Source organism: Streptomyces sp. NPDC030165 (assembly GCF_055573595.1).
The window spans coordinates 14351-40699 of the sequence record NZ_JBVIBD010000029.1; the positions used below are offsets into that span (position 1 = coordinate 14351).

A 26349-nucleotide genomic window follows, 5' to 3' on the forward strand; every position below is an offset into this window, starting at 1 on the left:
GTGACCGGCCCTCAGTACCGCCCCGGCAGCGCGAACGGCCACCCCGCCGTCGGCGACCGCGAGGCCCTGGCGCATCTGCTCACCCGCCGCTTCCACCAGACCGCCCCCGAGACACCACCGGGTCCGGCCTCCGCTTCACCGGCCGCCTCCCCCGTGCCGCCCCCGGGCGCGCACGGCGCGGGTTCCGCGGATGCGGGGGCGGTGCCGCGCCTGGCCGGCCTGCCCGGCCAGCTGCCGGTGGCGTGGGAGGTGATCGAAGGCCTGCAGGAGCAGGTCTCCACCGCCTTGAGCCAGCGCGATGCGCAGCGGCTGCTGGGCAACGAGGACCGGCAGATGCTGGCCCGTTCGCTGACCACCGCAGCCGTCGCGACGTGGGCCGCCGACTACGCCCAGGACAACGCCCCGCTCAGCGCCGCGCAGGAAGCCGCCATCGGCGACGCGGTGTTCAACTCCATGTTCCGCGGCGGCCGGCTGCAGTCGCTGCTGGACGAGGACGGCGTCGAGGACGTGATGGTCGACGGCACCACCGCGTCGGTGGAGTACTACGACCGCCCCCGGCGCACGATCGAGCAGGTCGCCGACAGCCACGACGAGCTGATCACCTGGGTCAACCGCATGGCGCGGCTGTCCGGTCACGGGGAACGGGCTCTGACGCAGGCCACCCCCAGCGTCGGGTTCCGCATGCCGGACGGCTCCCGTGTCACCGCCTCGTTGCTGACCAGCCGCCCCTCCGCCGTCATCCGTAAGCACCGGATCCAACAGCACGGCCTGGCGCAGCTGCAGCAATGGGGCTCGCTGAACCCCACCATCGCCGCATTCCTGCGGTCCTGTGTGCTGGCCCGCATGAACCTGCTGGTGGTCGGGGACATGGGCGCCGGGAAGACCTCGTTGCTGCGCGCGCTGGGCCGGGAAATCCCGGCCGCCGAGCGGCTGGTGACCCTGGAATCGGACCGGGAGCTGTATCTGGACGAACCCGGACCCGGCCCGCTGACGTTCGCCTTCGAGGCGCGGCAGTCCAACGGTGAGCGCACCGGCGACAACCGGGCGGCCGGTGAGGTCACCATCTCCGACATGTTCGCCACCGCCCTGCGCTACAACGCGACCCGCGTCATCGTCGGTGAGGTCCGCTCGACCGAGGTGGTGCCGATGCTGCAGGCGATGTCCGCGGGGGGCTCGGGCTCGATGTGCACGATGCACGTCCGCCGCCCGCACGCGATCATCAGCCGCCTGGTGCAGCTGTGCACCGAGGCCGGGATGACCGATACGGCTGCGCATCACCTCATCGCCTCCGGCATCGACCTCGTGGTCTACCTGACCTACCTCGACGAGACGCCGGTCGGCGGCCGCAAGCACCGCTTCGTCTCCCACATCTACGAGGTGCACGACGTGGTCGGCGAGGGCGGCCGGCCCACCACCACCGAACTGTTCGCCCCCAGCGCCGGTGAGCGGCGTGCGGTCTACCAGAACATGCCCAGCTTCATCGAGGAGCTGGAGCTGCACGGCTTTCACCGGGGCTGGCTCACCGACGCGCCGCACGCCCACTGGCCCACGGCGCTGCCCACCGTCAGGAATACGCGATGACCACTCAGCAACTCGCCCTCGCCGCGGCCTGCTGCGCCGTCCTCGTGCTGCTCGCCGTCGCCGCGCTCGTACGTGAGCTGCGCGGCCGCGTCCCCGATCCGCTCAAGCCGCCCTCGCGTCTGGCCGCCCGGCTGCGGCAGGCCCGCGGCCAGCTGCCGGAGAAGTGGCAGCGCCGCTGGCGCCACCTGGTGGCCGCCGCCGTGATGGTCACCCTGGCCGTGTGGGCCTATACCGGCTGGCCGGTGCAGGGCCTGCTCGCCGGGGCGGCCGTCCTCGCCCTGCCCTACCTGCTCCACCCCGGGGATGCGGCTGCCCAGCGCATCGAGCGTCTCGAAGCGGTCGCACAGTGGCTCAACCATCTGGCGGGCGTGCACACGGCCGGTATCTCGCTGGCCCAGACGATCCGTACGTCGGCGAAGTCCGCGCCCGCGGCGATCGCCGCGAACGTCCGGCGGTTGTCGGACCGGCTGCGGGCCGGGATGGATGCGCAGCAGGCGTATGCGCTGTTCGCCGACGAGCTCGCCGACGGGGTCACCGACCATGTGGTGCTGCTGTTCCAGACGCATTCCGTCTACACCGGGCCGGGCCTGGCCACGGCGCTGGAGGCGCTGGCGGTCACCATCCACCAGCAGGCCGCCGACGCCCGCGACATCGAGGCCGACCGCCGCAAGGTCCGCAAGGCCGCACGGCAGGTGTCGGTCATCGTGTGTGCCGTGGTCACGGGCTGCATGCTCAACCGCACCTGGTCCGCCTGGTACGCCACGCCCGTCGGGCAGGTCGCGCTGGTGGTGCTGGGGGCGGCGGCCGCATGGACGCTGGCGTGGCTGCGGCGGATCGCGCGCACGAAGCCCGATCCGCGTCTGCTCAATGCCCTGCCCGCTCGCCCCGGGCCGGTCTCCGGAGGTGCCCGATGATCGAGATGCAGGCCGTGCTGCCCGCGGCGGCCGCCGGCGCCCTGGTCGGCCTGGCGGTGCGTGCCGCCTGGCCCGCGCGCCCGGACCTGACCAGTGCCCTGGACCGCCTGGAGGGGCCGCCCCGCAGCTCCGAGGTGGGATCCGCGGACGGGCCGGCTGCTACCGGATCCCTTCCGGAACGGATCGGCTCGCGGATGCTGGCCGAATTCGGTCAGCGCCTCACGCTGCCGTACACGGACCTCAATCTGCTGCGCAAATCACCGGCCGAACACCTCGGGCGCCGGGTGCTGTTCACGCTGTACGGGCTGCTGCTGCCGCAGCTGCTGCAGACCGTGCTGCTGCTGGCCGGCGCGCCGATGCCGTTCGCGGTGCCCGCTGTGGCCTCGGCCGGCCTGGCCGCGCTGTTCTGGCTCAACCCCGGGCGGGAGGTGAAGAAGGAAGCGGCGGCCGCCCGGCTGGTCGTGCGGCACGCGGCCGCCTCGTACCTGGAGCGGGTGGCGCTGGCACGGGTCGCCAACAGTGGTGCGGCGCAGGCCCTGACCAGGACCGCGGAGGTCGGCGATGGGTTCATTTTCGAGCGGATGCGCCAGGCCTTCGACCATGCCGAGCTGTCCGGCCTGACCCCGTGGGAGGCGCTCAAGCGGCTCGGCGAGGAGCTCGACATCCCCGAGCTGTCGCGTCCGGCCGACACCCTGGCGCTCGCCGGTGACGGCGGCGCCGTCTACACGACGCTGCAGGCGCAGGCCCGGCAGCTGCGCGTCGCGCTGCTGGCCGACGCCAAGGGCGCTGCCAACGAGGCATCGACCGCGATGATCCTGCCGGTCACCGCAGGCGTCATCCTCATGATCATTTTCGTGATGGTGCCCATGGTCAACGGCATCCTCGCCAGCTGACCGGCCACCTGACCACCCGACAGACCACCCAGGAGGAACGAATGGACATCCGCACCCTCACCGCCATGATCCAGGGCCGCTGGCAGCAGCTGCAGAGCGCTTGGCGGCGCGATGACGGGCAGTCCAGCACCGAGCTCGCCGTCATCACCGGCGCCCTGCTGGTCGGCGCCGCCCTGCTGGTCGTCGCCATCAAGAGCAAGCTCCTGGAGAAGATCGGCATCATCAACGGTGGCTGACGCCGTCGGCACTGCACCACCCCACCCGGACCTGCGGACACGAGGAGAGGCACGGCGTGAGAGCACGCATGCGCGCGCTGCGGGACGCTTCGGCCCGGCTGCGTGACGACCGCGGCCAGGCCAGCACCGAGCTGGCCGTACTCGCCCTGGTCGTCCTCCTGCTGGTGTTCGCCGCGATCCAGGCCGGCCTGTTCTTCCATGCCCGCAAGGTCGCCCAGTCCGCCGCCCGCCAGGGCGTTGAGGCAGGGCGCCGGACCGGCGCCTCCGCCGCCGACGGCGTCGCCCAGGCCCAGGAGTTCGTCGGACGCTACGGCAACTCGGTCCGCGGCGCCCAGGTCTCCTCAGCAGGCAGCACTGCCGGACGGATCCGCATCACCGTGACCGGCACCGTCGCCACCCTGGTCCCCGGCCTGGACCTGGACGTCAGCCAGTACGCCGAGGCCCCCAACGAGCGGTGGACCAACCCGTGAAGCCCTGCCCCCTTTCCGACTCCGGCCGCCTGCGCCGCCTGCTCACCACGCGCCTGGCCACAGACCGCGGCAGCTACGCCGTGGAAACGGCGATCCTCGCCCCCGTCCTGATCATGATGCTGGGGCTGATGGTCGCCCTGGGCCGCGTCATCGACGCCGAAGGCGCCGTGGACATCGCCGCCCGCGCCGCAGCGCGCGCCGCTTCCCTGGAGCGTGACCCGGGCAGCGCCCAGAGCCAGGCCCAAAACGCCGCCGCCCAGAGCCTGTCCGGTGAAGGCGTCACCTGCCGCTCGACCGGCGTGAGCGTGGACACCGGCGGCTATGCCACCGCCGTGGGCCAGGACGCCGAGGTCACCGCCGACGTCACCTGCACCGCCGATCTCTCCGACATCGCCCTGCCGGGCCTGCCAGGGGTCAAGGAGCTCCACGCCTCATGGACAAGTCCGCTCGATACGTTCCGCGCCCGGTGAACCACTCCCCCCGGCTGCGCAGCAGCATCCACAGGCTCGCCCGGCACTGCCGCACGCGCCCGGGGCGGGAGGCGGACCGTGGGTCGATGTCGGTGTTCTTCGCCGTGACCACGGTCGCCGTGCTGCTGGTGATGGGGCTGCTCGTCGACGGCGGCAAGGCCCTCAACGCCGCCAACCACGCCACCTCCCTCGCGCAGGAAGCCGCGCGCAGCGGCGGCCAGCAGCTCGACGCTGCCGCCGCCGTCCAGGGCACCGCGATCACAGTCGATCCGGACGCCGCCCAGGCAGCCGCCCAGGACTACCTCGCCCACAACGGCGTCCAGGGAGACGTGGAGATCACGGGCGGCGGGCAAACTCTCCGCGTCACCGTGCACAGCACCTACCGCACCCTTTTCGGGTCGCTCATCGGCAAGAGCAGCATCGCCGTGACCGGTACCGCACAAGCGCATCTGCAGACCCACGCTGGAGGCTGAGCGATGGCCCACCCGACACCCGGACCCCTGCGTGCCACCGGCAGACTGCTGCGGGCACTGCTCGGCCTCGTCGTGCTCCTGGCACTCATCGGCGGTACCCCCTGCCTGCTGCTCACTCTCGGCCACCAGCCCACCGAGCTCACCGGCGGTCTTGACGCCCTGCTCCGCCCCGACGACGGCACCCTCTTCCTCGTCGTACTGACCCTCATCGGCTGGGCGGGATGGGCTGCCTTCACCCTCTCCGCCGTCATCGAACTCGTGGCGGTGCTCCGCCACCGCTCCGCCCCGCGCCTGAAAGGCCTCGGCGGCCTCCAGTCGTTCGCGGGATTCCTGATCGGCGGCCTGGTGCTCCTGGCGCCCACCGCGGCCTCTGCGGCCACCCCGCAGACGGCCACCGCGGCCGTCACCGCGCCCCACACCACGGCCGAAGGCCCCCAGGCCCACCGCGCCGACCTGCCCGCCGCGCCGACGGCCGCGGGCACCAGCACCACGACCGGTCCCCAGCACACCGTCACCGCGCCGCGTGAGGAACTGTGGGACCTGGCCGAGCAGTTTCTCGGCCGCGGGGAGCGCTGGCGCGACATCGTCGCCCTCAACCCGCACCACCCCGACCTGGCCACCAGCGGCGCACGCCACGGCATGGTCCTCAGCCTGCCCGCCGACGCCCACGTTCCCCCGTCGGCGCCGCCCCCCACGACGGCTTCCCCGGCCTCGGCCAAGGCTCCTCAATCGCCCGCCGAATCCCACGCGACGGCCTACACCGTCAAGCCCGGCGACTCCCTGTCCGGCATCGCCGACGAGCAGCTCGGTGATGCCGACCGCTGGCACGACATCTATGTCAGCAACCAGGACACGATCAGTGATCCCGACCTGATCTACCCGGGTCAGCACGTCGCCCTGCCCGGCCACCAGGCCCGGCCCCCACACACGGACCCCGACAAGGCCCCGCAGCCCGCCCCGGACAAGCCGGCCCCGCACCAGGATCACAGCACGAAGCCGACCGCCCCGCACCAGGATCCTTCCGCCGGCGCACCGGGCAGCCAGGCACCAGAGCACCACGACGGCCCCAGCGGGCACCGCCCCGGCGCCCGGCCGGACCACTCCGCCCCCGCCGCGCCTGCCCCCTCGTCTCCCTCTCCGTCAACGCCCGATACTCCAACGCCACATGGCTCCCCGAAGACGGCACAACCGGCCGTGCAGAGCGCTGACGACGAGATGCCGGCGCCCGCCACGGTGTGGGCCGGCGCCGGCGTGCTGGCCGCGGCCCTGGTCGGCACGCTCGCCACCCGCCGTGTACTGCAGCAGCGCCGCCGCAAGCCCGGCCAGCGCATCCCTTTGCCCCAGGGACGCGCCGTCGAGACCGAACGCAAGTTGCGCAGCGTCCAGCACACCGGGTTCGACCTTCTCAATGTCGCGCTGCGAGCCCTGGCCTCCCACCTCGCCGACGCAGGGCGCGACCTGCCCGATCTCGACGCGGTCGTCCTGCACGACGCCCGCCTCGATCTGCACCTGGCCCAACAAAGCCCACCGTGCGCACCGTTCACGGCCATGCCCGGCCAGCCACATGTGTGGACCTGCACCGCCGCCCACCCCTCGCTGTCCGAGGACCACAGCGACATGGACGCCCCCTACCCGGCCCTGGTCTCTCTCGGCTGGGACGACGGCGGCCGCCTGGTCCTGGTCGACCTGGAGCGCATCGGCCTCCTCAACCTCACCGGCGATCCCCGACTCGCCCACAACGTCCTGCAGGGCATCGCAGTCGAGCTGGCCACCGCCAGCGTCCACGGGCCGCTGGACGTCACCGTGGTCGACGGCACCGCACCCGGCCTGAACGACGTCGTGCCCGAGCGCGTCGCCCGCAGCGAAAGCCTCGCCCAGGTCACCACTCAGCTCGCCGCCCACGCCCACGACCAGCGGCGCACGCTCACCGGCCTCGGCGCACGCGGTCTGGGCGAAGCGCGCCTGCACGAGGACTCCGGCGGCGCATGGACGCCCCACGTCGTCCTCGCCCAGGACCTCACCGGCGACACAGCCGCACTGTTCGACGCCCTCGAAGCCGCGCCGCGCACCGCCAGCGCCGTCATCGTCGCCGCTCCCGCCAACGTACCGCTGCCCGACACCGCCTGGTCCCTGGACTGTAAAGGCCCCGAGCAGAGCATCATCCTCCCCGGCTCCGGCCTCGCCATCCACGTCCAGGGCCTGGAGGACGACGTCTACGCGGACGCCGTCGAGCTGCTGCGCGTCGCCGCCAGCTCCAGCCCCGGGCCCGGCCCCGCCCCGGCCGCCGGTCCCGTCACCACCCAGGCCGACGCACCGGCCGCGAGTGCCTCGACGGACACGCAGCCGGCGGACACTTCGGGGGCCGACGGGGCCGGACTGCCCGCCGAATACGCCGACGCCGAAGACGAGGGCGCCGACGAGCCGGACGCTCCCGGGGGGCACACCGCAGCCGATCCCGCCGCCCAGCCGGCCGCGGAGCCCATGATCAGCACCGCCGGTGCGGACCCGGCCGAACCCGCACCGGTCCGTGGAGCGCAGCCGTGCACCGCCACCCCCGTACGCCTCACCGTCCCCCTCCCGCCCGAGGCCGCCCTCGCAGTGCCCGACGGCCAAGCGGCAGCCCCGGCAGCCCCGGACATCCTGCTGCTCGGTCCCGTCTCCCTGACCGGTGCGACCGGCCGCTACGACTCAGCCCGGGAAGCCCCCAGCACGGAGCTCGCGGCATTCCTCTACCTGCACCCCGACGTCGACCACCACGCCATCGACGCCGCCTTGTGCCCCGCCGGCATCGTGTCCAAGTCCCAGCGCACCTCCGTCGTCTCCCGGCTGCGCAGCTGGCTCGGCCAGGACGCCGAGGGCAGGCACTACTTCCCGCGCCTGCAGGACACCGCAGGCCACCGCTACCGGCTCAGCCCCAGCGTCACCTGCGACTGGACACGCTTCCAGCAGTTCGCAGCCGCAGGACTCAACGACCCGGGCGAGGACGGCGACCTGGCGTTGCGCCGCGCCCTTTCCCTGGTGCGCGGCCGCCCGTTCTCCGCCGTCGACCGACAGCGCTACTCATGGGCCGAACCCCTCATGCAGGAGATGACGGAGGCCATCGTGGATGTCGCACTCGAGCTGTCCGACCGTCTGCGGGAGGCCGGTGACACCACCGGCGCTCTGTGGGCGGCAAGCCGGGGGCTGCTGGCCGCTGAGGAGAGCGAAATCCTGCACCGTGCCGTCTTCCGGGCCCATCACAAGGCCGGCGACATCCCCGCTCTGCGCGCGGCTGCCGACAAATTGGTCGACATCAACGACCGGATCGGTGGTGAAGGCGTTGACATGGACGCTGAGACCGCGCAGCTGCTACGTGATCTTCTTCCCCGTACCCGCCAGAGCACCCGGTGAACGAGGCCATCTGATGCACCAGTTGCAGGACGGCTTCGCCCGGCTGCGAACCCCCGCCGGCGGCGACGTCCCCCTGGAGATCGCCGCCTCCCGCCGAGCCCGCACCCGCGGCCTGCTCGGTCGCGACGAACTCGACGGCGCACTTGTGCTCAGCCCCTGCAGCAGCGTGCACACCCTGCGCATGCGCTTCCCCATCGACGTCGCCTACCTCACCCAGGATCTGCGCGTCCTCGGCATGCACACCCTGGCGCCCAACCGCCTCGCGCGGCCCCGGTTCCGTGCCCGCCACGTCCTGGAAGCCGGCGCCGGTGCCATGACCACCTGGGGCATCACGCCCGGCACCCGGCTGCAGATCACATGCTGACAGCGATCAGCCCCACGCGTCCGACGCACACAGGAAGAAGGGAAAGAGCACGTGCTTCATCAGCTCCTGGCGCCGCTGCTGGGTCTCCTGGCCGGCTCCGCCCTGCGCCCGGTCGTCGTCGCCCTCGCCGTTCCCGCCGGGCATCCACCGTCCGTCACCTGCCCCGCCTGCTCCCCCCTGCCCGCACCGACCAGGGGCCTGCCAGCCGTGCGGTTGCTGCCGCCGGACGGCCGGTGCCCGGCCTGCCGGGCACCTCTGAGCGCCGCATGGCTTCCGGAGGTGACCACTGCGGCGGCCTTCGCGGCAGTCGCCGGCGGCGGATCGGTCGGCTGGTATGCCGCAGCCCAGTACTGGCTGGCGCTTCTCGGCTCCGCCCTGCTGCTGATTGACAGCGCCGTCCAGCGCCTGCCGGATGCCCTGACCTTGCCCGCCGCGGTCGGCACCTTCACACTGCTCGCCGTCACCGCAGCACACCACGAACCCGGCAGTCTCCTGCGCGCCCTGGCCGCCGCAGCAGCAGTCGGCGCCCTGTTCATTGTGCTCACCTTCGTCAGCATGGGCATGGGTGACGCGAAGCTGGCCGTATCCCTCAGCGCGCTGCTGGGATGGCACAGCTGGCAGGCCGTGTTCTTGGGGCTGGTGCTGAGTTTCGCGCTGGCGGCAGCCGTCTCGACCGCCTTGCTCGTCGCTCGGCGCGGAACGACCCTCAAAAGCCGATTCGCTTTCGGACCTCTTCTCATCGTGGGCACCCTGGCGGCCACTGTCATCACGAGCCCCTGATGCACCTGTGACGCACGCTCGAAGTGAGCAGATACCGAAGCCTCCCGTGCCTGGTCTCGGCACCGGCTCGGTCAGCGGGGTCGTGATCGGCCATCTCCAGGAGGTGACGGCCGATCGCTGGAAGCGTCATGGCCGGTGCCAGCTGCCAGATCGGCCACAGCCCATCGGCCACCGCTGCGAGCACCGTGGCCGATGGGCTGTGGCCGATCTGGCAGCCGTGACCGGTCAGCGGCCGCGCAGACGCTCCCACCAGTCCCGTACGCGCGAGCGTGACCGGCGTGCAGCGGTGGGCGGGTAGGGCGGAGGCGGCGGGACGGCCGCAGGGGGCACTGCGCTTCCGGCCGGAGGCGTCTCGGGCGCAGCGGGCACCTCTGGCATCGGGAGGTCCTCAGCCGACTGCGCTGGTGTCCCGTTCTCCGGAGGGGCCGCGGCGGGCAGCGGGGCGTCTGGCTGCTCCGTCTCGTTCGCAACCGGATGCACCGGTACTGCGGGGCAGGGGGCGGGCGCTGCTCCTGAAACGCTCGTGTCCGATCCTGCGGCCGAGGCCGACGTGATGGCGGGCTGCCCGGAGTCGTCGGCGCGTACCGCCGTGCCCTCCCTGGGCCCAGCGGGGAGGGGCGGCTTTGCCGGTGCCGGGATGCGAGCGGGAGGGGGCACGGGCGCCGGGGCGAGCCGGAGTCCAGACGGAACCGGCTCCGCCCGGGGGCCGGGGCCGCCTTGCGTGTCCCACCGTTCCACCTGCCACGGTTCTTTAACCCACAGCTGCAGCTCGATCCAGCCGCGCTCGGCAGCCTTGCGTGCCCAGTCCGCGTCCTGCGGGAAGAGCTCCCAGTAGCCGTAGCCGAGGAACTCCCCCGAGGACGTGTCCGCGCCGATCCACTCCCCCGTCTTACAGCGGACCGCGACTTTGACCTTCACCGGCCGGCCCTCGATGTGGACGGGGTGCCGGGCTACGTACATCACCACATGGCTGTCGCCCCGCTCTCCGGCCGGCCCCGCCGTGCTCGCCGGCCCCCACACGGCATGCGGTATCTGCCCGGCCGTACCGTCGATGAGCTTCTGCGCCAGCTGGTGCGCGGTGGCCGGGCCCACACAGAACTCGTCCCACGCGATGTTGCGCCGGCCGCTCGGGGCGACAGCGGCAAACTGGGCAACGGTCTCGGGATCGTGCTTGCAGGCGGTCAAAAGCTGGACGATGCGCTTGGCGGAGGCAATGGCCGGCCCCCGCAGCCTGCTGACGGTGGGCCTGCCGCCCCCGGTGGCACGCGGCGGCCGCGCTGTGGTGCTGCCGCCCTTGGCCCCGCCTCGGGTACCGGGACGAGCCAGGGGCGGGCACACCAGCCTCCACTGCCCCTCACGCCGGACGACAGTGCCCTGCGACGCATCCACCAGCTCCTTGCCGCGCCGCGGAAGGTCGAAGCGGCAGGTGGGCTCGTGCTTGCGGCCCGGCATCGTAAAGAAGTGGGACGAGCGGGAGTCCGGATCGTCGGCGTTCCCCGGCCGCACCGAGACCGAGACCCCGCAGCCGCCGCAGCGCAGCGGGGTGACGTAAGGAGGGTGCGGCTTGATGTCGATGGCCGACCGGTCGTAATCGTCACCCCGGTCGTCCCACACCCACGGGATCCGCACCCCACGCTTCTTCTGCGGCTTCCCCACCCGCTCCCCCACTCTTTGACGGCTGCTGCTCATCCGATCTTGCCTCCTCCGGTCCACGCGCGCCGGTCAATTTGGGGTTCTTATGGCCGGTACACGACCGAAGGATGCGGGCAGTGGCCGTCGCCGACCGCCACTGCGCGGAAGAGATAGCGCCACCCGTCCCCTGGGCGAACCGCCGCCTTGATATTCCTCGGCCCATGACGCCACAGCGTTGACTTAAGAACAGGCGCGACCCGAGGTCTGTCCCGCCGGACGGGAGCGCCTCACCAAGTCGTTATCGCGGTGGCCCGCCAGGCGCACCGCCGCAGCAGCCCGGGACGGTAAGCCGCCAGCGTGTGCACCCTCCGCTACATGAATAGCGAACTGCTGTACGGAGACCTCTGCCCGCTGTGCCGCCTCCCGCTCACGCTGCGCACAACCGCTGTCGTCCGCTCGAACATGCCGTACCCCGCCCGGATCGACACGGTGCCCCACTGCGCTGGCTGCGCCGGCGAGATGACCCGCGCGCAGGAGTGGGCCGACCTGATGCGCGCCCGCTACGAGAACTGACCCTGGCCGTGCAAATGCTGCGGGCCGACCACACCAGCACCAGCCGCCCCGAATTTCGACCCAACCGGCTTTAACGCGATCCAACGAGCACCAACGCCACCACTCCCCCAACCACCCGCCACCACTGAGCCCACCGCATCGCAGACGCCCTTCAACACGACCAGCCACCACCGCCCCCGGCCGACGGCCGGGGGCTTCGTGCGTCCTGGAGGAGTTCGCCGTGCCCACCTACGAGGTTCTGCCCCGCTTCACCGCCGACCTGGACCGCCTCACCCCCGAACAGCGCCGCCGATTCCGACGCACCGTCGCGGCCTTCGTCGAGGACCTGCGCACCGGCAGCTTCCGCGCTGGCCTCCGCGTCAAGCGCGTCCAGCGAGCCTCGGGCGTCTACGAACTCACCTGGTCCATGGGCACCGGCCCCGCAGGACGCGCAACCTGGGAGTACGGGTCCGCGCGCCAGCCCGGCACACCGCACGTCATCTGGCGCCGGATCGGCACCCACGACATCTTGACCGGCCCCTAACGCCGCCCTCGGCTGTGACCTGGCCGAACGTCTTCAGGATCAGGTCGGCGAGCCGATACGTAGTCGTCCACCGTCCGGTTCCGGGCCGCATTGGCGTCCCAGGCCGCGATGAGCGTCGTCAGCGACTCCGCGTCCGGATGGAGTGCGAGGCTGACGGTGGCAGGCATAGGGCGCCCTTTGCGCTTCGGAGTCCAGGCTTCTACCTTCGCAGTCGAGGGGCGCGCTTATGTCGCAGGACGACAGGCCCCACTCCTGTGCGGTTCATTTCGCGAGTGGAGGAGGCGCAGCTGGCAACGCCCGTGTAGGAGGCGGCCGTTCGCGGTTTTACAGTCAGCCGCGAGAGACAGGGTGCCCGGAGAAGGCGTCACTCAAAGCGGAGTGGTCATGCATACACTGACCGTCAACCTAGTAATGTTCGGTCGCATGAGCATTCCCAGCCCCCGAGGGGAGCGAGAGAAGCTAATTACCGCTCTCACTCCCGAGTTGCGCAGGCACCTGAAAATCCGCGCTTTCGAGCACGGAATGGACATCCAGGACGCCACCGAGCACGCAATCAACGCCTGGTACACCACCGATGGCCTCCCCGAGGTAGACACCGACGGCGCCAAGACATGGGGGACGTTCCTCCCGGCAGGCGGCCCGGACCAGTTCAAGGCAGCCTGTACCGAACGCGGTGTCACCTACGTCCAGGGCCTCGCGCAAGCGATCACCCTGTGGTTGGAGAACCACCCTTCCCCCACCAAGCCTTTGACCGCCCAGCCAGCGGTGCGGGTCATAGTGGCCAACCAGAAGGGCGGTGTCGGCAAGACGTTCATCAGCAGCGGTATCGCCCAGGCCCTGGCGGAGGCCGGCAACCGCGTCCTGATCGTGGACTATGACCCGCAAGGGCATCTCACCGCCGAGCTCGGCTTCGAAGACCTCATGTATGAGGACGACGTCGAAACCCTGCTCATGCACATGGACGGCACGGCCAAGGGCGACATCCACGACCTGCTGGTGGCCCTGGACCAGGAGCGCTTCGGCGAGCGGCTGCACCTGCTGCCCGCGTCCGACGACGCCTTCCTCCGCGATGTAGCCCTGTCCAAGGTCAGCTTCAGCGAAGCCGCCCTGGAGCGCGCCCTGGAACCGCTGGAAGCCGACTACGACGTCATCATCATCGACGGCCCGCCCAGCCTCGGCCTCAACATGGACACCGCCCTGTACTACGTGCGCCGCCGGGAAGGTGAACTCGCGGACCGCTCGGGCGTCATCACACCGGTGTGGGCCAACAAGGCCTCGCACCGGGCCTTCCGCTTGCTGAAGAGGCAGATGGACGACCTGTGCACCAAGGGCCGGATCGAGGTCGACTACCTCGGCCTGGTCATCAACGCCTACGACAGCCGCCGCGGCAAGCTCGTCAAGGAGAACAAGGACCAGTGGGAAAAGAGCTCTTCCCCTGCGGTCCTCGCGGTGATCGGTGACCTGAAGGAAGGGCGCGAGGCCTCGGACGGCGAGATCCCGCTGCTTGAATACGCGCCGGACAGCGACCACGCGCAGGCGATGCGCGACCTGGCGAAGGAGCTTGCCGTATGACTCCGCCTCAGCAGCGGGTGACCCGCGGCTTCAGCATGGACGAAGAGGACGGCCCGCAGGCGAAGCCCGCGCCCCGCCGCATCCGCACCCGCGAGCAGATCATGAAGGGGGAGGGAAAGCGGCCCCCAGCATCGGTGGAACTGAAGCTGCTGGCGCACAACCCCTTCAACCCGCGTGACGAGATCACCGACATCGAAGAGACCGCCGATTCGCTGAAGGAGCGCGGTCAGATCCAGCCGGTCGCCGTCGTACGGCGCACGGCGTTTCTGAAGGCGCACCCCGGCCAGGAGGAGGCACTCGGCGACGCCGAGTACGTCGTCTTGGACGGCAACCGCCGCCTGGCCGCTGCCCGCAAGGCCGGGCTGGCGGAGTTGCGGATCGACGTGAACGACGCCCTGGCCGCCAGCGCGGAAGACCTTCTAGAGTCCGCGCTGATCGCCAACATCCACCGAGTGGACGTCCCGCCTATAGACCAGGCCAAGGCGATCCAGTCGCTCCTGGACGTGCATGGTTCACAGGAGAAGGTAGCCAAGCGCCTCGGCAAATCCGGTGCCTGGGTGTCCCAGCGGCTCGCTCTGCTGGGGCTGTCCTCCGACCTTCAGGAAAAGGTCGAGTCGGGGGAGCTGAAGGTCAAGGACGGCCGCCGTATCGGGCGCCTGCCCAGTGAGCAGCAGAAGGAAGAGGCCGACAAAGCCCTTAACCGGGTTAAGACCCCCCGTAAGCCCCGTGCCACCAAGTCTGCCGTGGCAGAGAAGTCCGCCTCGGAGGGGCAAGCCGGCGAAGCTGACTCCTCGGGTCTTAACCCGGTTAAGGCCTCGGCATCGGTTCCCGAGCAAGCTGGCCCTCTGGCGAATGATCCCGTAGCAGTCGCTGTAGAGAAGCTCGTTCATCTGACCGACACTGCCGACGGCCTCGCTGATGCCCTTGCTTCGCATCTTCCGGCTCCGATGCTCAGCACGGTCGCAGAGCGGCTCCTCAGTCGGCTCCCTTAAGGGCGCCGCCGGTTTAACCGGGTTAAGGCCCGGCCGTACACGCGTGAGGGTCTCGCCTCGGCAACCGCCGAGATGAGACCCTCACGCATTGCGGGGGCGCCCTACGAAGGTCTTCAGCCGAGAGGCAACCAGACAAGATGTTCTCCGGCTGCGGTTGCTGGTGACGTTCGGCCGCCTCATGAACAGGATCGAGCAGCGGGTAGGGGTGGTCTTGTCACTGCCCGAACTTCCGACTCCACAGTTCCCGAGCCCACTGTTCCCCAGCTTGCCGCGCACTCCCGGCTTTCGCCTCCCAGCCAACGACCAGAGGGGCCATACCTGTGCAGGCACGATGCCACTCGATCAGGCGCCGCTCCAGCAGTACAGCGTCCGCGTGATTCGGTGTCGGGATCCATTGCACCGTCGCGTTGTAGACCTTCAGCATATGAACGACAGACACCTGCCACATCTCATCGGGCTCGTGGCCGGCTATCCACCCCAACTCATCGCCAACTCGCTTGGCCAGCGAACTGGCCGACCCGATGTATAGAACCTTGTGGCCAGCCGACCAAACATAGACGCCGGGACGGGCTGGGGGTGGCCCCGCTGTGAACGTGCGCTCCGCGCCAAAATGCTCCGCTACTGCGGATAGCAACCCGTCGACCGTCAAAACCTGCACGCTGATCGTCTCCAACATGGCCGACACACTAAGGTCGGCTACCGACAGCGACGTTCAGTCTGTGACCCTGCTCTGCTGGCCCTGGACCGGGTGAGCAGGTCCGGGACCGGATTCCGCAGTTCGGCGAGCAGGGCAACTATCGCGGAGAACACGCTCGCCGAGACGTCAAGAGCCAGCAGCGGGAGCACCGCGAGGGGGAGCTAGATACGGTCCGCATCTTCCTCACCGTCGCCGTCGATGCGGTCATCGTTCACCGGCGCTCGCTTCACGGTCGGCTGTGGCCTGGCGCAGCGTAGCGTCGGCTCGTGTCCCGACCGCAGTGCTGGACTCGATGTCCGTACGGACGTCGTCCGGCAGGGGATCGGCCTACAGGCGGGCCCGTAGCCACCAGCAGCGCAGCACGCCGAGCGGTTCGGACTCGTCGGCTTCGCCCATCTCGCGGTAGAACTCCATACGGTCGGCTGGCGGCAGGGCCGCGGCGACCACGTTCTGGGTACGGGGCAGCGGCGGCGGGTCGCCGTCGCCGTGGTGTACGGGCTGCGCGCTCATGAACCCGGTCCTACCTTTCAAGGGTGGTTGCTCTGGTCATTCGTAAGATCGGAGAGCCCGGGGGCTCTGGGTATGGCTTATGAGCGGGCGCCGTTGGTAAGGCTCAAAGGACTTGGCCACCCGGAGCCCCGCGACGACTCGACCGCCAATTGGGAGACGCGACTCCGATCGCTGCTGTAGGACAACGTCGGCGAGGTCGTCTGCGGGATCGATGTGACGGCGAGCTGACGGAGGGAACGTGCCTGAGATCTGGGCTGGGGTGGACATCGGCAAGGAACACCACCACTGCGTGGTGATTAACGCGGACGGTCAGCGGCTGCTGTCCCGCCGGGTCCTGAACGACGAGACCGAGCTGCTCCAGCTCGTCGGCGACGTCCTGGAGATATCCACCGACGTGCTGTGGGCTGTTGACCTCAACCACGGCGGCGCCGTCCTGCTGATCGGTCTGCTGCTCAGCCACGACCAGCCGATGGCCTACCTCACCGGCCTGGCGGTCCACCGCGCCTCGGCCACCTACAAAGGCGAGGGCAAGACCGACGCCAAGGATGCCTTCGTCATCGCCGACCAGGCCCGCGTCCGCCGCGATCTCGGCCTGCTGCGGCCCGGTGACGAGATCGCCGTCGACCTGCGCACGCTGACCACCAGGCGCCTGGACGTGGTCTTCGACCGCACCCGGCAGATCAACCGGCTGCGGGCCCAACTGCTGGAAATCTTCCCTGCGTTGGAGCGTTCGCTGGACCTGGTCAACAAGGGGCCGGTCATGCTGCTGACCGGCTACCAGACCCCGGCCGCCATCCGCCGCGCCGGCGCCAAGCGGATCGAGACCTGGCTGAAGAACCGCAAGGTCCGCGGCGCCGCCGCACTGGCGAAAACGGTCGTGGAAGCCGCCCAGTCCCAGCAGACCGCCCTGCCCGGCGAGAAGCTGGCCGCCACCATGGTGGTCCGCCTCGCGAAGGGGGTGATGGCCCTCGATGAGGAGATCACCGAACTCGACGACCTGATCGAGGCCCGGTTTCGCGAGCATCCGCACGCCGAGGTGATCCGCAGCCTGCCGGGGATGGGGCCGAAGCTCGGCGCCGAGTTCATCGCCGCGACTGGCGGTGACATGGACGCCTTCGGCAGTGCCGACCGCCTGGCCGGCTTCGCTGGCCTGGCTCCCAGGCCCCGCGACTCCGGCCGCGTCAGCGGCAACCTGCGCAGACCGAGGCGCTATCACCGAGGGCTGCTGCGGACGATGTATCTGTCGGCCATGGCCAGCCTCAAGAGCTGTCCGGCCTCGAGGACGTACTACCAGCGGAAGAGAAGCGAGGGGAAGGGTCACAAGCAGGCCCTGCTCGCGCTCGCCCGCCGCAGGCTCAACGTGCTGTGGGCAATGATCCGTGACGGACAGTGCTACCAAGGTTCACCTCCCGTCACACTCGCGGCTTGACATCACGATTGGGAAGTCCTTTCGACGGTGCCGAGTCTGCCGCCACGGACCGGCTTTGTCAGGATGAGAGCGCCTCGCGGAGGGTTTCGAGCGCGTCGACCAGGAGCTGCACGGCGCCGTGGGGTCGTACCGGAAGGATCAACATTCCGGTGACGCGCAGGTAGTCGCGGGGCCGCAGCTCGTTGAGGGCCAGGTGGACGATGCGTGGGTCTCCGGTGACGCAGGCCAGCGCGGTTTCGCCGATGAGGTCCCGGACGGGGGAGTGGGTCAGGCGAAAGCGTGCGGTGCCGCGCAGGTCTGGGACGGGTGTGGTGTCCAGGTAGCCATCGACGACGAGCGGGATGGTGTCCATCAGAGGGTCTCCGCCAGGATCTCGGTGGGATGGGGAGACCGGGTACGGATAGCGCACTGCTGCGCCAGGACCTAGTGATCGCGCCGCGGCTGCTCGGACGTCAACGGCCGGGATTTGGAGCCGTGCCGGTGCCAGGCTGGGGAAGCGGGCGGCTAGGGATAAGCAAGGGCATGGTCGGCGTCGCATTGCGATGTGCTGCTCATACAGGCCTCCATGTGGAGGAGAGGTCAGACGTGGGCGTCGGTCCGCTGGCCTTTGGCCGGTCGGGCAGGAACCGCCGCTTCCGGGAGCGCGGGAGCGCAGCGGTGTGGCCGCGCCGTATAGCGCGCAGGGGCGGGCGGCCAAGGGAAGTGCGCCCCGTCGCGCCAGTCCAGAGGGGCTGGCGCGACGGACGGCACGCACGGCTCGGGCAGGCGGGCGCGGGGTGTCGGCGGAAGGTGTTTACGGCCGCAGGACGGGCAGCTGCTGGAGTAGCCGGGTGATCAGGCTCTCAGCGGGCTTCCAGGGCCCGAGCCGCCCGCTCGTGGGGGTGGGCAGGGCGAGCTCCTGGACGTCGGCGAAGACCAGGTGGTGCGCGTCGCGCTGTGCCCAGGGGCTGGTGCACTGTTCGGGCCCCTGGTCGAGGTGGCAGTCGACGAGGCGGGCGACGCCGATGACCGCGCCGAGGTGAAGTTCGCGGCCGCGGATCGCGGTGGCGATCAGCGGGTCGCGCAACGCGGGTCGTTCCAGCTACCTTCCGGCGTGGATCAGGAGCCAGCCGCGCCAGGACCAGGCCCTGGGCCGGTTTTCGGGGTTCTTTCCGGCGAGGATGCAGGCGGCGTACGGCTGCCGGATGCTGATGCTGCGGATCCAGTCGCCTTGGGGTACGGCGGCGGGGCTCATGCGGCACGCTTCAGTAGGGCGGTGCCGCGGCGGCCCGCGCGGCGGTCTCGGCGTAGGCGTCGGCCCGCTTCGCGCAGTACGGGAACGGCTCCTTGTCGTTCTTGACCTTGTACATGGCCGTGTCCGCGCCGCGCAGGAGACGGCTGCAGGTCTCGCCCGGCAGGCCCGCGGCGCGGGCGATGCCGACGGAGACGTCCAGTTTCAGGGTGAGGTGCTCGTGCCGCAGGGACTGGGCGCGCAGCGCGGCCAGTTCCTCCAGGGCTGAGGCGGGCGGCAGGGCCGCAGCGAGTGCGAATTCTTCTCTGAACTAACGAGAGCGTCCCGTGATCAGGTGACGGGACGATCAGTCCTGAGGGAACCGGTGTGGGGCCGGAGAACGGCGCGGGCGTTGGGAGCTGTCCGGCCGATCATGACTGGCGCCTCGCGACACGTTCAGGAGGCAGCTCTTGCGTGCCATGATCAGCGCATGAGCGAGTACTCCTGGCCTTCCGAGAACGGCAGATGCCAAGCAGCCGGTGCTGCCGCGGCCTGGCCTGAGACGGTTCGCTCTCTGCCTGTCGGTACCTCGATCACCGGTGAGGTCATCGGTAGACAGCCCTTCGGCGTCTTCCTCTCCGTTGACGGCCAGCCTGAAGCCGTTGGCCTGGCCAGAGTCGACAGGATGCCCAAGTGCATGGAACTGCCGCCCGTAGGACAGCTCGTCACCGGCGAGGTGGTCTGGCATGCCGAGCACAATCAACAGGTGGGCATAGTGCTCCGTGAGTGGGCGGAGCACGAGGACTTGCTCCCTCGGTTCGTGGAGCGTGTCGGTCAGACTGTCACCGGACGTGTCACGAAGATCGCGCTGATCGGCTTCTTCGTGCGCATCGCCGACTGCGTCGAAGGGCTCGTTCCGCTCACCGAGCCGGTCGCGGACATGGCGAAGAGTGTCCGCGAGGGCCAGGCAATATCGGTGCGGGTAGTCGCCGTCGATCTGGAACGGACCCGTGTTGTCCTGGCAGCCGAAAGCGTCGCCTAGAACTTCCCCAGACCCATCAGGTGCGGAGCCAGATGGTCAGGGCCGCGACGGTGGCGGTGCCGAGGTAGACGTAGCGAGGTATGTCATAGCGAGTGGGTGCGCCACGAGGCGCCATGGAGTCGAGTGAGGTGAGAGACCTTACCGCCGGGTTGTCGCAGCAATCCGGTTGAAGCAGGGGGCAGTTCGCTTCGGGGGATGCTGAGGCGGGCGGTAAGCAGCCCCGACAACGTCGGGACGGGCTGGTACTGCCAGACGGCTCGGGTCCGGCTAGCGAGACGGAAAGGTGTACGCGAGGAACCAGTGCCTGACGCCCCGTAATTATGACATCGGCCCCAACCTGGCGGATGCGGGCCGGGCGCAGTGCGCGACCACTGGTGTGTTCGGTGGTCGACTCCGAAGCCGACTCTACTCATCGGCGGGGAGGCCGCGCCGAAGGTCTACGGCGTAAGTGTGGCGATGCTGGCGGGGTAGAGCTGGGCACCTCACCGTCGATCGATTCCATGGTGAACGTGGGAACTGCCCGCGGTCGCTCTCAAGCCGGGCCGCCAGTCCGGACGGGGCAGGCCCATCGCCGGCTGATGGCCGTAAGGCAGGACGGAGGCCCTGTAGTACTCGGAGGCCGGGAGAGCCGGTCACAGGGGGAAGGGGGCCAGCAAGTCGGCAGTAAGGATGCACTCCAGGCAGCTGCCGAGGGTCTTGAGGGGGACTGGCGCAGAGCGCTTGTTCCGTGGCTGTCGTACTCCTGAGAAAGAAGATCCGTCAGGGCCCTCGTACGTGGTGTGGGCCGTGCGAATTCGCTGGTCGACAGAGGGGCCCGAACGGGACACTGAACGCGTGATCGAGCGAGAAGCCGCAGTTCAGGCGGTCGAAGAACAGCTGGAGCGCGAGTACCAGGAGTGGCGAGCTTTGGGTGTGGACGCGCTGCGCATGGTGGTGACGGACGTCGAAGAGCACGAGTTGGTGTGGATCGTCTGCTGGACGTCCGAGGAGTTCGCGCGCACCCGAAACCTGGAGTTGGCGCTGGCAGGCAACGGGCCGTACCTGGTCGACCGTATCGACGGAGGCCTGCACCAGATCGGCGTCGTCTCCGCATTGGGCGGAGAGTGGGAGGCTGACTACCGCGCCCGGATACGTGGACTGCCGGTCCGCACCGCGGTAGACGATCTGCATGATGCGCTGCGCGAAGTCGCCGCGGCCCGCGGCCGTATGCCTGCGGTACGGGCCCTGCGCCAGAAGTTGCCAGTACTGTCGCCTGCCGAGGCCATCGAGTACGTGAACGCGCTGCTGAACGGAGACGCCCCAGCACGCCTTGTGGAAGTCGCCACCCAGGAGCTCGTGGAGCCTCTCAACCCGGTTCTCACGGTAAAAACCATCCGCCGCGGTGCGCCCCACCAGGCTCAATGATGCGGAGCAAGCCGGCGGGTAGCGCGTTCGCTGCAGTACCCGTCGGCGTTGTACGGGGCGCCGCCCTCAGAGGTCGTTTTCTTCCGTTGTTTCATCCTGTGATGCGTATTTGATCCGGTGATGTCGGGTCGCGCCAGGAGATGGTGTTCTCGCCGGTGAGGCGGCGGGCCATGAGGTCGGTCATGGCCAGGTGGATCAGGGCTTCGGAGCGGGCCGGGAGGGTTTCGTAGTCGCGGACCAGGCGGCGGTGCAGCATCAGCCAGCCGTAGGTGCGCTCGACCGTCCACCGCTTCGGGATCGGGGTGAACCCCCTGGTCCCGGGGGTGCGTTCGACGATTTCCATATCGATGCCGAGGGCGGCGGCGTGCTCGACGAGGTGCTTGCGGTAGCCGCCGTCGACCCAGACCTTGCGCAGGCGCGGGTGGTCGGTGGCGACCTGGTCGAGCAGCTGAGTGCCGGCGGTGGAGTCCTGGACGCTGGCCGCGGTGACCAGCACCGCAAACAGGAGGCCGAGCGTGTCGGTGATGATGCTGCGCTTGCGGCCCACGATCTTCTTGCCCGCGTCCGTGCCCTGGCTCCTGGTGGGGACGCTGGTGGCGGTCTTGACGCTCTGCGCGTCGATCACGCCGGCCGATGGTTCCGCGTTCCGGCCCTGCTGCTGGCGTACCAGGTCCCGCAGCAGGCCGTTGAGCTGGGCGAAGACGCCGTCCTTCTGCCACTTGGCGAAGTAGCCGTAGATCGTTTCCCAAGGCGGGAAGTCGTGCGGCAGGTAGCGCCACTGCACGCCGGTGCGGTCGACGTACAGGATCGCGTTCATGATCTCGCGCAGGTCGTGTTCGGGCGGTCGCCCGATGTCCAGGGCCCGGCCACGGCGCTCGAAGCGTCAGGCCGTCAGGACAGGCTCGATCAGCTCCCAGCAGGCATCGGACAGATCGCTCGGGTAGGGGCGTCGTGCGCTCATGACTGGGGCGTACCGTCGGTGCGGGCGAGCGCCCAGGCGTGCGTCCGTACCTGTGGCAGCGCGGCCGCGGAACGGGCGTCCTGGGATGAGACAGGCGCAAGCCGCCTCGCCCCCCAGGCGTCACCCCCTCCGGCTCCCAGGAACCAACCGCGCCTCAGGCCCCATCAGCACCACGTTCTCGCAGTTCACAAAAACGTGTCTATTGCAATAAAACAGGAGAAAACGACCTCTCAGACCGCGTTTCCAATGGAAACGCCGACGACCTTCCGTTGCTCTCTTCCCACGCCGCCCGCTGCTGTTCGTGGACAGCGGAGTCAGTCGAAGGCGGTCCTGTGGCCTGCGGCGGCTGACTTGATTGTCCAAGCGGTTGGGCCTTGTTGGATGGCGATGTCGATGGGTGCGGTTCCTCGCTTCCGAGGTCGCGGCACGCTCCTGCGGACGGGCGGCCAGTTGGTGCGCGCGAGCAGCTCGGTCAGCTCGTGGCGTCCTGGTCGTTGTCGGCTCCGGCGACCCCGGTTTCGCACAGAAGGACGTCGTCATGCCGCCCAGACGCGCGTGGACGACGGCGGAACCGTACGGGTGAGGCTTCCCCGGGGCGGGGTGAGGGGGGAAGGGAACTGAGCGGGGATCAGAGCCACGCCCCCGCCATCGGGGGCGTTCGTGCGCGGGAGGCCGGGATCAGCTGACCATCCGCGCACGACGCGCCAGGCGCCTACACGTCTACGCGCCCAACCGGTGGAAGTCGCGGTTGTGGTAGACGAGCCCGTCATTGCCGCCGTCGCCTCGTACGTGGATGTCTTCGACACCGATGAACAGGACGCTGTGGGAACCCATCGGCGTTTGCTGACGCAGTACGCCGGTCATCGTCACCGGCGCGTCGCGCAGCACGGGTACCTGTGCGGTCGGCGCCCAGATGTCCCAGGTGAAGCGTTCCTCCATCGCTACCTTCGTGGCTCCGGAGAAGTGCCGCGCCAGCTCCGTCTGGTCGCCGCCGAGGACGTTCAGCGCGACCCGACCGTTGCGTACGAAAACATCGTGCATGGCGCTGTTCCGGTTGACGCACGCCAGGACCGTCGGCGGGGTGTCCGTGACCGAGCAGACGGCGCTCAGTGTGATCCCGCAGCGGCCGACCGGCCCGTCGGTCGTGAGGATGCTGACCGCCGCCGCCACACGCGCCATGGCGTCCCGGAATTCGGCTCGGCCCGCTGTGCTCGTCGTCATCTTCGATTTCCGCTCCTGTCCTGCCCGTTCGTGTTCGGCGCGTCGGGTTTCGCGACCGGTTGGTGTGCCGCTTGTTCGACGCGCGGCGTCGTCTGGGGCATCGGCGCCAGATGCGTCAGGCGGATCGGACGTGTCAGATGTTCGTGGCGATGGGCTCGTCGATTCCGATCAGCGCACGTCCGTACGCCTCGCGGGCCAGTTGCGTGTTGAGGAAGCCGTGTCGGCTCGCCGTCTCCAGGTCGCGCCAGGCGCGCTGCAGCGGATTGGCCTGAGCGAAACCGCTCGCGCCGTGGATGTCGAGCAGCCGGGCCATCGCCTGGCGGCAGTTCTCCACCGCCGTGGTGACGTCCATACGGGCGCGGGCCCGCTCCACCAGGCTCATCGCGGTGCCCGACGCGACCGCGGCGTCGATCGCGTCGGTCGCACGCCGTGTGTGCAGCCGGGCCGTGTCCAGGTGCTGGGTCGCCTCGGCCAGCCAGAGCTGCGTCACCACTGCCTCCGGGGCGGACGGGTACCGGCTGTAGACGACCTTCTTCTTCGCCGCCAGCGTCTCGTGGACCAGGTCCAGCGCCCCGTGCGCGGCACCGAGCAGCGGGCCCGCCATCATGACCGATCCGCCGATCCCGCTCAGAATCGTCTGCTGCGCGGTCCTTTCGCCGGTGGGGGTCAGGACCCGGTCGGCCGGGATGAAGACGTCCGAGGCCACGATGGTGTGGCTGCCGCTGCCCCCCATGCCGGCGACCCACCAGTCCTCGTCGATGGTCAGGTCACTCATCGGAACGGTGAGGCCATGAACGGTCCGGCCGCCGTCCGGGGCGGTGCCCGTGGCCAGCACCATCGCCCATCGGCTGTGTGCGCAGCCCGAGGCGTACCCCCACCGGCCGGTCAGCCGGACCCCGCCGTCGACCGGCTCCACCTGGCCGGCGGTGGGATTCAGCGAACCGCACAGCCATGCGTCCGGGCCCGCGCCGTACAGGGCGGAGTTGATGGCGGGGCTCTTCGGGGAGACCGCGATCTGTCCGCTGACTCCCACCACCCAGGCGGAGGAAGCGCATCCGCGGCCCAGTTCGGCCGCCACCGCGGTGAGGGTCCCGATGCCGTGTGGCCGTAGCCGCCGTACTCGACCGGCACGCACAGCCGCGCGAGCCCCGCCTCGGTGATCGCGGCGAGGCTCGCCTCGCTCAGGCTCCGCCGTTCCTCGGTCTCGGCGGCGTGCTTCCTGAGCAGCGTTACGAGCTCGGCGGCGCGTTCCACCAGTTCCTCGCGTGTGGGGACTGTGCCGTACTCGTGGTGGGTAGCAGTCGTCATCGTCCTGTTCGCTTCCCTCGGTGTCCGGGTCCGGGGCACGCCCCGATGGAAGCGAGTCAAGCCGAGCGGCGCGGTGCCTTGCTTGTGACGGCGACCAGAGATCAGTGCGGTCTTTGTGATGGCGCTCAGAGCTCAGCCCGGCCTTGGTGACGGCGAGCAGAAATCAGTCCGGTCTCTGTGCCGGCGGTCCGAACACCTCGACGAAGGTGAGGGCCGCGTGCACGGCCAGCCGGTCCTCCTTCACCGAGCGCCGGCGCAGCTGCTCGGCCTTCTTGACCCGGTACAGCACGGTGTTCTTGGCGATGTGCAGCCGCTCGGCGACAGCGGAGACGGCACGGTCCTCATCGAGATAGACCCTCAGTGTGGTCCGTAGCTCCGCCATCGCCGGGTCGTCGGCGGCGAGCGGTCCCAGCACCCGGGTGACGAACTCTCCGGCCGCGTCCGGACGAGCGTTCAGGAGTATCGGCAGCTCCAGTCGCTCGTAGGCGTATAGGGGTCCAGGGGACTGCCCGGCTCTTCCGGCCCGTTCGGCCGCCAGCGCCTGTTGGTGGGAGCGGCGAAAGCCCGCGAGAGCTGTCCCCGGGCGGCCCAGCGCGATCCGCAGATGAGGCGGGAGGCGCCAGTTCCGGGATGAGGAATCCCTGTCGGAGTCCGGCTCGGGCAGCCCGCCGACCCGGCCGCCCCATGCCCACAGCTTGGCCGTGCCGGTCGGTACCAGCAGGATGGAGGAGCATCCGGCTGACTTCAGCAGCCGTGTCGCGGCGTCGGCGAGATCGTCGGCTCCGTCGGCCGGATTGGCGTCGTCGGTCGAATCGGCGTCGGACCAGGCGATGAGCGCCAGGTGGTGCACGGTCAGGTCGTAGGACAACCGGGACATGGCGCGGTCCCGGCCCACGTCTTTGCCCGCGAGGATGTCCCGCACCATTTCCTGCCGGGCCGCCGCGGCGCCGGCGAGCCAGCGGTCCCGAACGGCCGTGAACTCCTGCGCCATCAGGGCGCTGAGCGCGGCCATCCCCTCGAACAGGTCCGCGGACATCTGCCGCATGCCCTCGGCCTGGCTCTCCGCGGGCAGTTCGGCTCGGCACCAGTCGAAGAGCCTCCCGAGGAAGTCCGCGTGGAAGAGTTGGACGCCCTGCAGTCCCACGTCCACCGACACCCCCCTCGGCACGGCCTCCTTGACCAGAACGGAGATCTCACCGCGCAGGGCGGTGGGCAGGGTGTGGTCGCCCGTCAGGGAGACGACGGCCGACAGCGCCAGGGCCTCGTAGAAGCGTTGCGGGCGGAAGTGGATGTAACGGACGTCGGAGAGGCCGGCGTTGTTCCGTCGGGAGGTCATGGCCCGGCCTGCCTCTACGGCCCAGCCCGCCGCGGCCCGGCCGACCCGGGCGATCGCCTCGGCGACCAGCATGGGATCGGAGACGGCCGAGCCGATCACCGTCTCGTCCTCGGGTCGCAGCCTCCCCAGCCACGAGCCCTCCGGCCCCGGGCTCCCCGTCGGGCTCCCCGCCGTGCTCATGAGGCACCACGTCGGCGCCCGAAACGCCCGTCGCCCACTTGCTCCCCGCTCTTCGTATCCACGTAAGCCGTCCCCCCCTGAGGCGCTTTCACGGTACTTCGGCCCGAGGGCTTGTCCGCACACAGCTCAAAGCAGTCGGCCGACGACAAACGGGCCGCAGGCCGACTCTTCACTGACAAGGCTGACGG

26 protein-coding genes and 2 pseudogenes are annotated in these 26349 nt (G+C 69.9%); 17 read left to right on the forward strand and 11 right to left on the reverse strand.

Annotated features, from left to right (window positions below):
* The 9 genes from ACZ4Z1_RS36315 to ACZ4Z1_RS36355 are packed head-to-tail and all read left to right on the forward strand — an operon-like array spanning position 1 to position 8791.
* On the forward strand, positions 1-1581 hold the full coding sequence (locus ACZ4Z1_RS36315; protein WP_468490942.1) for a CpaF family protein: 1581 nt from the start codon (positions 1-3) through the stop codon (positions 1579-1581).
* Positions 1578-2495, forward strand: a complete 918-nt coding sequence (locus ACZ4Z1_RS36320) for a type II secretion system F family protein (protein WP_468490943.1) — start codon at positions 1578-1580, stop codon at positions 2493-2495. Before ACZ4Z1_RS36315 ends, ACZ4Z1_RS36320 begins: the two co-directional genes overlap by 4 nt.
* On the forward strand, positions 2492-3388 hold the full coding sequence (locus tag ACZ4Z1_RS36325; RefSeq protein ID WP_468490944.1) for a type II secretion system F family protein: 897 nt from the start codon (positions 2492-2494) through the stop codon (positions 3386-3388). Before ACZ4Z1_RS36320 ends, ACZ4Z1_RS36325 begins: the two co-directional genes overlap by 4 nt.
* Positions 3389-3429: 41 nt before the next feature.
* A complete protein-coding gene (locus ACZ4Z1_RS36330; RefSeq protein WP_468490945.1) occupies positions 3430-3624 on the forward strand; it encodes a hypothetical protein in 195 nt (64 codons plus the stop codon).
* Positions 3625-3680: 56 nt separating this feature from the next.
* Positions 3681-4094, forward strand: coding sequence for a TadE/TadG family type IV pilus assembly protein (locus ACZ4Z1_RS36335; RefSeq protein ID WP_468490946.1), 414 nt, complete (start codon positions 3681-3683; stop codon positions 4092-4094).
* Positions 4091-4564 (forward strand): TadE family protein, encoded by a 474-nt coding sequence (locus tag ACZ4Z1_RS36340; RefSeq protein WP_468490947.1) that lies wholly within the window; start codon positions 4091-4093, stop codon positions 4562-4564. The genes ACZ4Z1_RS36335 and ACZ4Z1_RS36340 overlap by 4 nt, the downstream gene beginning before the upstream one ends.
* Entirely contained in the window at positions 4561-5037 is a 477-nt protein-coding gene (locus ACZ4Z1_RS36345) for a TadE/TadG family type IV pilus assembly protein (RefSeq protein ID WP_468490948.1), read from the forward strand. The genes ACZ4Z1_RS36340 and ACZ4Z1_RS36345 overlap by 4 nt, the downstream gene beginning before the upstream one ends.
* A 3-nt stretch (positions 5038-5040) precedes the next feature.
* A complete protein-coding gene (locus ACZ4Z1_RS36350) occupies positions 5041-8427 on the forward strand; it encodes a LysM peptidoglycan-binding domain-containing protein (protein WP_468490949.1) in 3387 nt (1128 codons plus the stop codon).
* Between the two features lie 13 nt (positions 8428-8440).
* Positions 8441-8791: a DUF192 domain-containing protein gene (locus tag ACZ4Z1_RS36355; RefSeq protein WP_468490950.1), complete on the forward strand. Its 351-nt coding sequence runs from the start codon at positions 8441-8443 to the stop codon at positions 8789-8791.
* A 6-nt stretch (positions 8792-8797) separates the two neighbouring features.
* Here ACZ4Z1_RS36355 and ACZ4Z1_RS36360 read toward each other — a convergent pair whose 3' ends face one another.
* Complete coding sequence (locus tag ACZ4Z1_RS36360; protein ID WP_468490951.1) at positions 8798-8935, reverse strand: hypothetical protein; 138 nt, start codon at positions 8933-8935, stop codon at positions 8798-8800.
* Positions 8936-9070: 135 nt separating this feature from the next.
* Here ACZ4Z1_RS36360 and ACZ4Z1_RS36365 point away from each other — a divergent pair, with 135 nt between their 5' ends.
* Positions 9071-9571, forward strand: a complete 501-nt coding sequence (locus tag ACZ4Z1_RS36365; protein WP_468490952.1) for a prepilin peptidase — start codon at positions 9071-9073, stop codon at positions 9569-9571.
* 225 nt (positions 9572-9796) lie between these two features.
* On the opposite strand, the gene ACZ4Z1_RS36370 is transcribed toward ACZ4Z1_RS36365, so the two are convergent.
* A complete protein-coding gene (locus tag ACZ4Z1_RS36370; RefSeq protein ID WP_468490953.1) occupies positions 9797-11260 on the reverse strand; it encodes a hypothetical protein in 1464 nt (487 codons plus the stop codon).
* 318 nt (positions 11261-11578) lie between these two features.
* On the opposite strand from ACZ4Z1_RS36370, the gene ACZ4Z1_RS36375 reads away from it, so the two are divergent.
* From ACZ4Z1_RS36375 to ACZ4Z1_RS36390, 4 genes are all read left to right on the forward strand, one after another.
* Positions 11579-11776, forward strand: a complete 198-nt coding sequence (locus tag ACZ4Z1_RS36375) for a hypothetical protein (RefSeq protein WP_468490954.1) — start codon at positions 11579-11581, stop codon at positions 11774-11776.
* A 220-nt stretch (positions 11777-11996) separates the two neighbouring features.
* Positions 11997-12299 (forward strand): hypothetical protein, encoded by a 303-nt coding sequence (locus tag ACZ4Z1_RS36380; protein WP_468490955.1) that lies wholly within the window; start codon positions 11997-11999, stop codon positions 12297-12299.
* 423 nt (positions 12300-12722) lie between these two features.
* On the forward strand, positions 12723-13871 hold the full coding sequence (locus ACZ4Z1_RS36385) for a ParA family protein (RefSeq protein ID WP_468490956.1): 1149 nt from the start codon (positions 12723-12725) through the stop codon (positions 13869-13871).
* Positions 13868-14863, forward strand: coding sequence for a ParB/RepB/Spo0J family partition protein (locus ACZ4Z1_RS36390; RefSeq protein ID WP_468490957.1), 996 nt, complete (start codon positions 13868-13870; stop codon positions 14861-14863). The genes ACZ4Z1_RS36385 and ACZ4Z1_RS36390 overlap by 4 nt, the downstream gene beginning before the upstream one ends.
* Before the next feature lie 214 nt (positions 14864-15077).
* Here the strand turns inward: ACZ4Z1_RS36390 and ACZ4Z1_RS36395 are convergent, their stop codons facing one another.
* Together ACZ4Z1_RS36395 and ACZ4Z1_RS36400 are read right to left on the reverse strand one after the other, a co-directional pair.
* Positions 15078-15539, reverse strand: a complete 462-nt coding sequence (locus tag ACZ4Z1_RS36395; RefSeq protein ID WP_468490958.1) for a GIY-YIG nuclease family protein — start codon at positions 15537-15539, stop codon at positions 15078-15080.
* A gap of 348 nt (positions 15540-15887) precedes the next feature.
* A complete protein-coding gene (locus ACZ4Z1_RS36400; RefSeq protein WP_468490959.1) occupies positions 15888-16070 on the reverse strand; it encodes a hypothetical protein in 183 nt (60 codons plus the stop codon).
* 238 nt (positions 16071-16308) lie between these two features.
* Between ACZ4Z1_RS36400 and ACZ4Z1_RS36405 the strand changes: the two genes are divergently transcribed.
* Positions 16309-17499: an IS110 family RNA-guided transposase gene (locus tag ACZ4Z1_RS36405; RefSeq protein ID WP_468490960.1), complete on the forward strand. Its 1191-nt coding sequence runs from the start codon at positions 16309-16311 to the stop codon at positions 17497-17499.
* A gap of 58 nt (positions 17500-17557) precedes the next feature.
* On the opposite strand, the gene ACZ4Z1_RS36410 is transcribed toward ACZ4Z1_RS36405, so the two are convergent.
* From ACZ4Z1_RS36410 to ACZ4Z1_RS36420, 3 genes and pseudogenes are all read right to left on the reverse strand, one after another.
* A complete protein-coding gene (locus tag ACZ4Z1_RS36410) occupies positions 17558-17851 on the reverse strand; it encodes a hypothetical protein (RefSeq protein ID WP_468490961.1) in 294 nt (97 codons plus the stop codon).
* Positions 17852-18292: 441 nt separating this feature from the next.
* A pseudogene (locus ACZ4Z1_RS36415) lies at positions 18293-18733 on the reverse strand (ASCH domain-containing protein).
* Between the two features lie 10 nt (positions 18734-18743).
* The gene (locus tag ACZ4Z1_RS36420) at positions 18744-19010 is read right to left on the reverse strand and encodes a diguanylate cyclase domain-containing protein (RefSeq protein ID WP_468491023.1); all 267 of its coding nucleotides are present in this window, start codon (positions 19008-19010) and stop codon (positions 18744-18746) included.
* A 189-nt stretch (positions 19011-19199) separates the two neighbouring features.
* Here ACZ4Z1_RS36420 and ACZ4Z1_RS36425 point away from each other — a divergent pair, with 189 nt between their 5' ends.
* Both ACZ4Z1_RS36425 and ACZ4Z1_RS36430 read left to right on the forward strand, forming a co-directional pair.
* On the forward strand, positions 19200-19751 hold the full coding sequence (locus tag ACZ4Z1_RS36425; RefSeq protein WP_468490962.1) for a S1 RNA-binding domain-containing protein: 552 nt from the start codon (positions 19200-19202) through the stop codon (positions 19749-19751).
* A gap of 834 nt (positions 19752-20585) precedes the next feature.
* Positions 20586-21155 carry a YrhB domain-containing protein gene (locus ACZ4Z1_RS36430; protein WP_468490963.1) on the forward strand — a complete coding sequence of 190 codons (570 nt, stop codon included), beginning with the start codon at positions 20586-20588 and terminating at the stop codon, positions 21153-21155.
* Positions 21156-21246: 91 nt separating this feature from the next.
* Here the strand turns inward: ACZ4Z1_RS36430 and ACZ4Z1_RS36435 are convergent.
* The 4 genes and pseudogenes from ACZ4Z1_RS36435 to ACZ4Z1_RS36450 all read right to left on the reverse strand — a co-directional run bounded on the left by ACZ4Z1_RS36435 (position 21247) and on the right by ACZ4Z1_RS36450 (position 26161).
* Positions 21247-22116 (reverse strand): annotated as a pseudogene (locus tag ACZ4Z1_RS36435) (IS5 family transposase).
* Between the two features lie 720 nt (positions 22117-22836).
* On the reverse strand, positions 22837-23337 hold the full coding sequence (locus ACZ4Z1_RS36440; protein ID WP_468490964.1) for a flavin reductase: 501 nt from the start codon (positions 23335-23337) through the stop codon (positions 22837-22839).
* Positions 23338-23470: 133 nt separating this feature from the next.
* Entirely contained in the window at positions 23471-24415 is a 945-nt protein-coding gene (locus ACZ4Z1_RS36445) for an acyl-CoA dehydrogenase family protein (RefSeq protein ID WP_468490965.1), read from the reverse strand.
* Between the two features lie 393 nt (positions 24416-24808).
* Positions 24809-26161, reverse strand: a complete 1353-nt coding sequence (locus ACZ4Z1_RS36450; protein WP_468490966.1) for a PucR family transcriptional regulator — start codon at positions 26159-26161, stop codon at positions 24809-24811.
* Between the last annotated feature and the right edge of the window lie 188 nt (positions 26162-26349).

Excerpts from the sequence above, each read along its gene's own strand:
- ACZ4Z1_RS36395 (WP_468490958.1), bottom strand. The coding sequence starts at position 15,539 with ATGTTGGAGACGATCAGCGTGCAGGTTTTGACGGTCGACGGGTTGCTA.
- ACZ4Z1_RS36325 (WP_468490944.1), top strand. The coding sequence starts at position 2,492 with ATGATCGAGATGCAGGCCGTGCTGCCCGCGGCGGCCGCCGGCGCCCTG.
- ACZ4Z1_RS36355 (WP_468490950.1), top strand. The coding sequence starts at position 8,441 with ATGCACCAGTTGCAGGACGGCTTCGCCCGGCTGCGAACCCCCGCCGGC.
- ACZ4Z1_RS36375 (WP_468490954.1), top strand. The coding sequence starts at position 11,579 with ATGAATAGCGAACTGCTGTACGGAGACCTCTGCCCGCTGTGCCGCCTC.
- ACZ4Z1_RS36330 (WP_468490945.1), top strand. The coding sequence starts at position 3,430 with ATGGACATCCGCACCCTCACCGCCATGATCCAGGGCCGCTGGCAGCAG.
- ACZ4Z1_RS36320 (WP_468490943.1), top strand. The coding sequence starts at position 1,578 with ATGACCACTCAGCAACTCGCCCTCGCCGCGGCCTGCTGCGCCGTCCTC.
- ACZ4Z1_RS36350 (WP_468490949.1), top strand. The coding sequence starts at position 5,041 with ATGGCCCACCCGACACCCGGACCCCTGCGTGCCACCGGCAGACTGCTG.
- ACZ4Z1_RS36390 (WP_468490957.1), top strand. The coding sequence starts at position 13,868 with ATGACTCCGCCTCAGCAGCGGGTGACCCGCGGCTTCAGCATGGACGAA.
- ACZ4Z1_RS36425 (WP_468490962.1), top strand. The coding sequence starts at position 19,200 with ATGAGCGAGTACTCCTGGCCTTCCGAGAACGGCAGATGCCAAGCAGCC.
- ACZ4Z1_RS36370 (WP_468490953.1), bottom strand. The coding sequence starts at position 11,260 with ATGAGCAGCAGCCGTCAAAGAGTGGGGGAGCGGGTGGGGAAGCCGCAG.
- ACZ4Z1_RS36400 (WP_468490959.1), bottom strand. The coding sequence starts at position 16,070 with ATGAGCGCGCAGCCCGTACACCACGGCGACGGCGACCCGCCGCCGCTG.
- ACZ4Z1_RS36360 (WP_468490951.1), bottom strand. The coding sequence starts at position 8,935 with ATGCCCGGCGGGAACGGCGAGGGCGACGACGACCGGGCGCAGGGCGGA.
- ACZ4Z1_RS36410 (WP_468490961.1), bottom strand. The coding sequence starts at position 17,851 with ATGGACACCATCCCGCTCGTCGTCGATGGCTACCTGGACACCACACCC.
- ACZ4Z1_RS36450 (WP_468490966.1), bottom strand. The coding sequence starts at position 26,161 with ATGAGCACGGCGGGGAGCCCGACGGGGAGCCCGGGGCCGGAGGGCTCG.
- ACZ4Z1_RS36440 (WP_468490964.1), bottom strand. The coding sequence starts at position 23,337 with ATGACGACGAGCACAGCGGGCCGAGCCGAATTCCGGGACGCCATGGCG.
- ACZ4Z1_RS36385 (WP_468490956.1), top strand. The coding sequence starts at position 12,723 with ATGAGCATTCCCAGCCCCCGAGGGGAGCGAGAGAAGCTAATTACCGCT.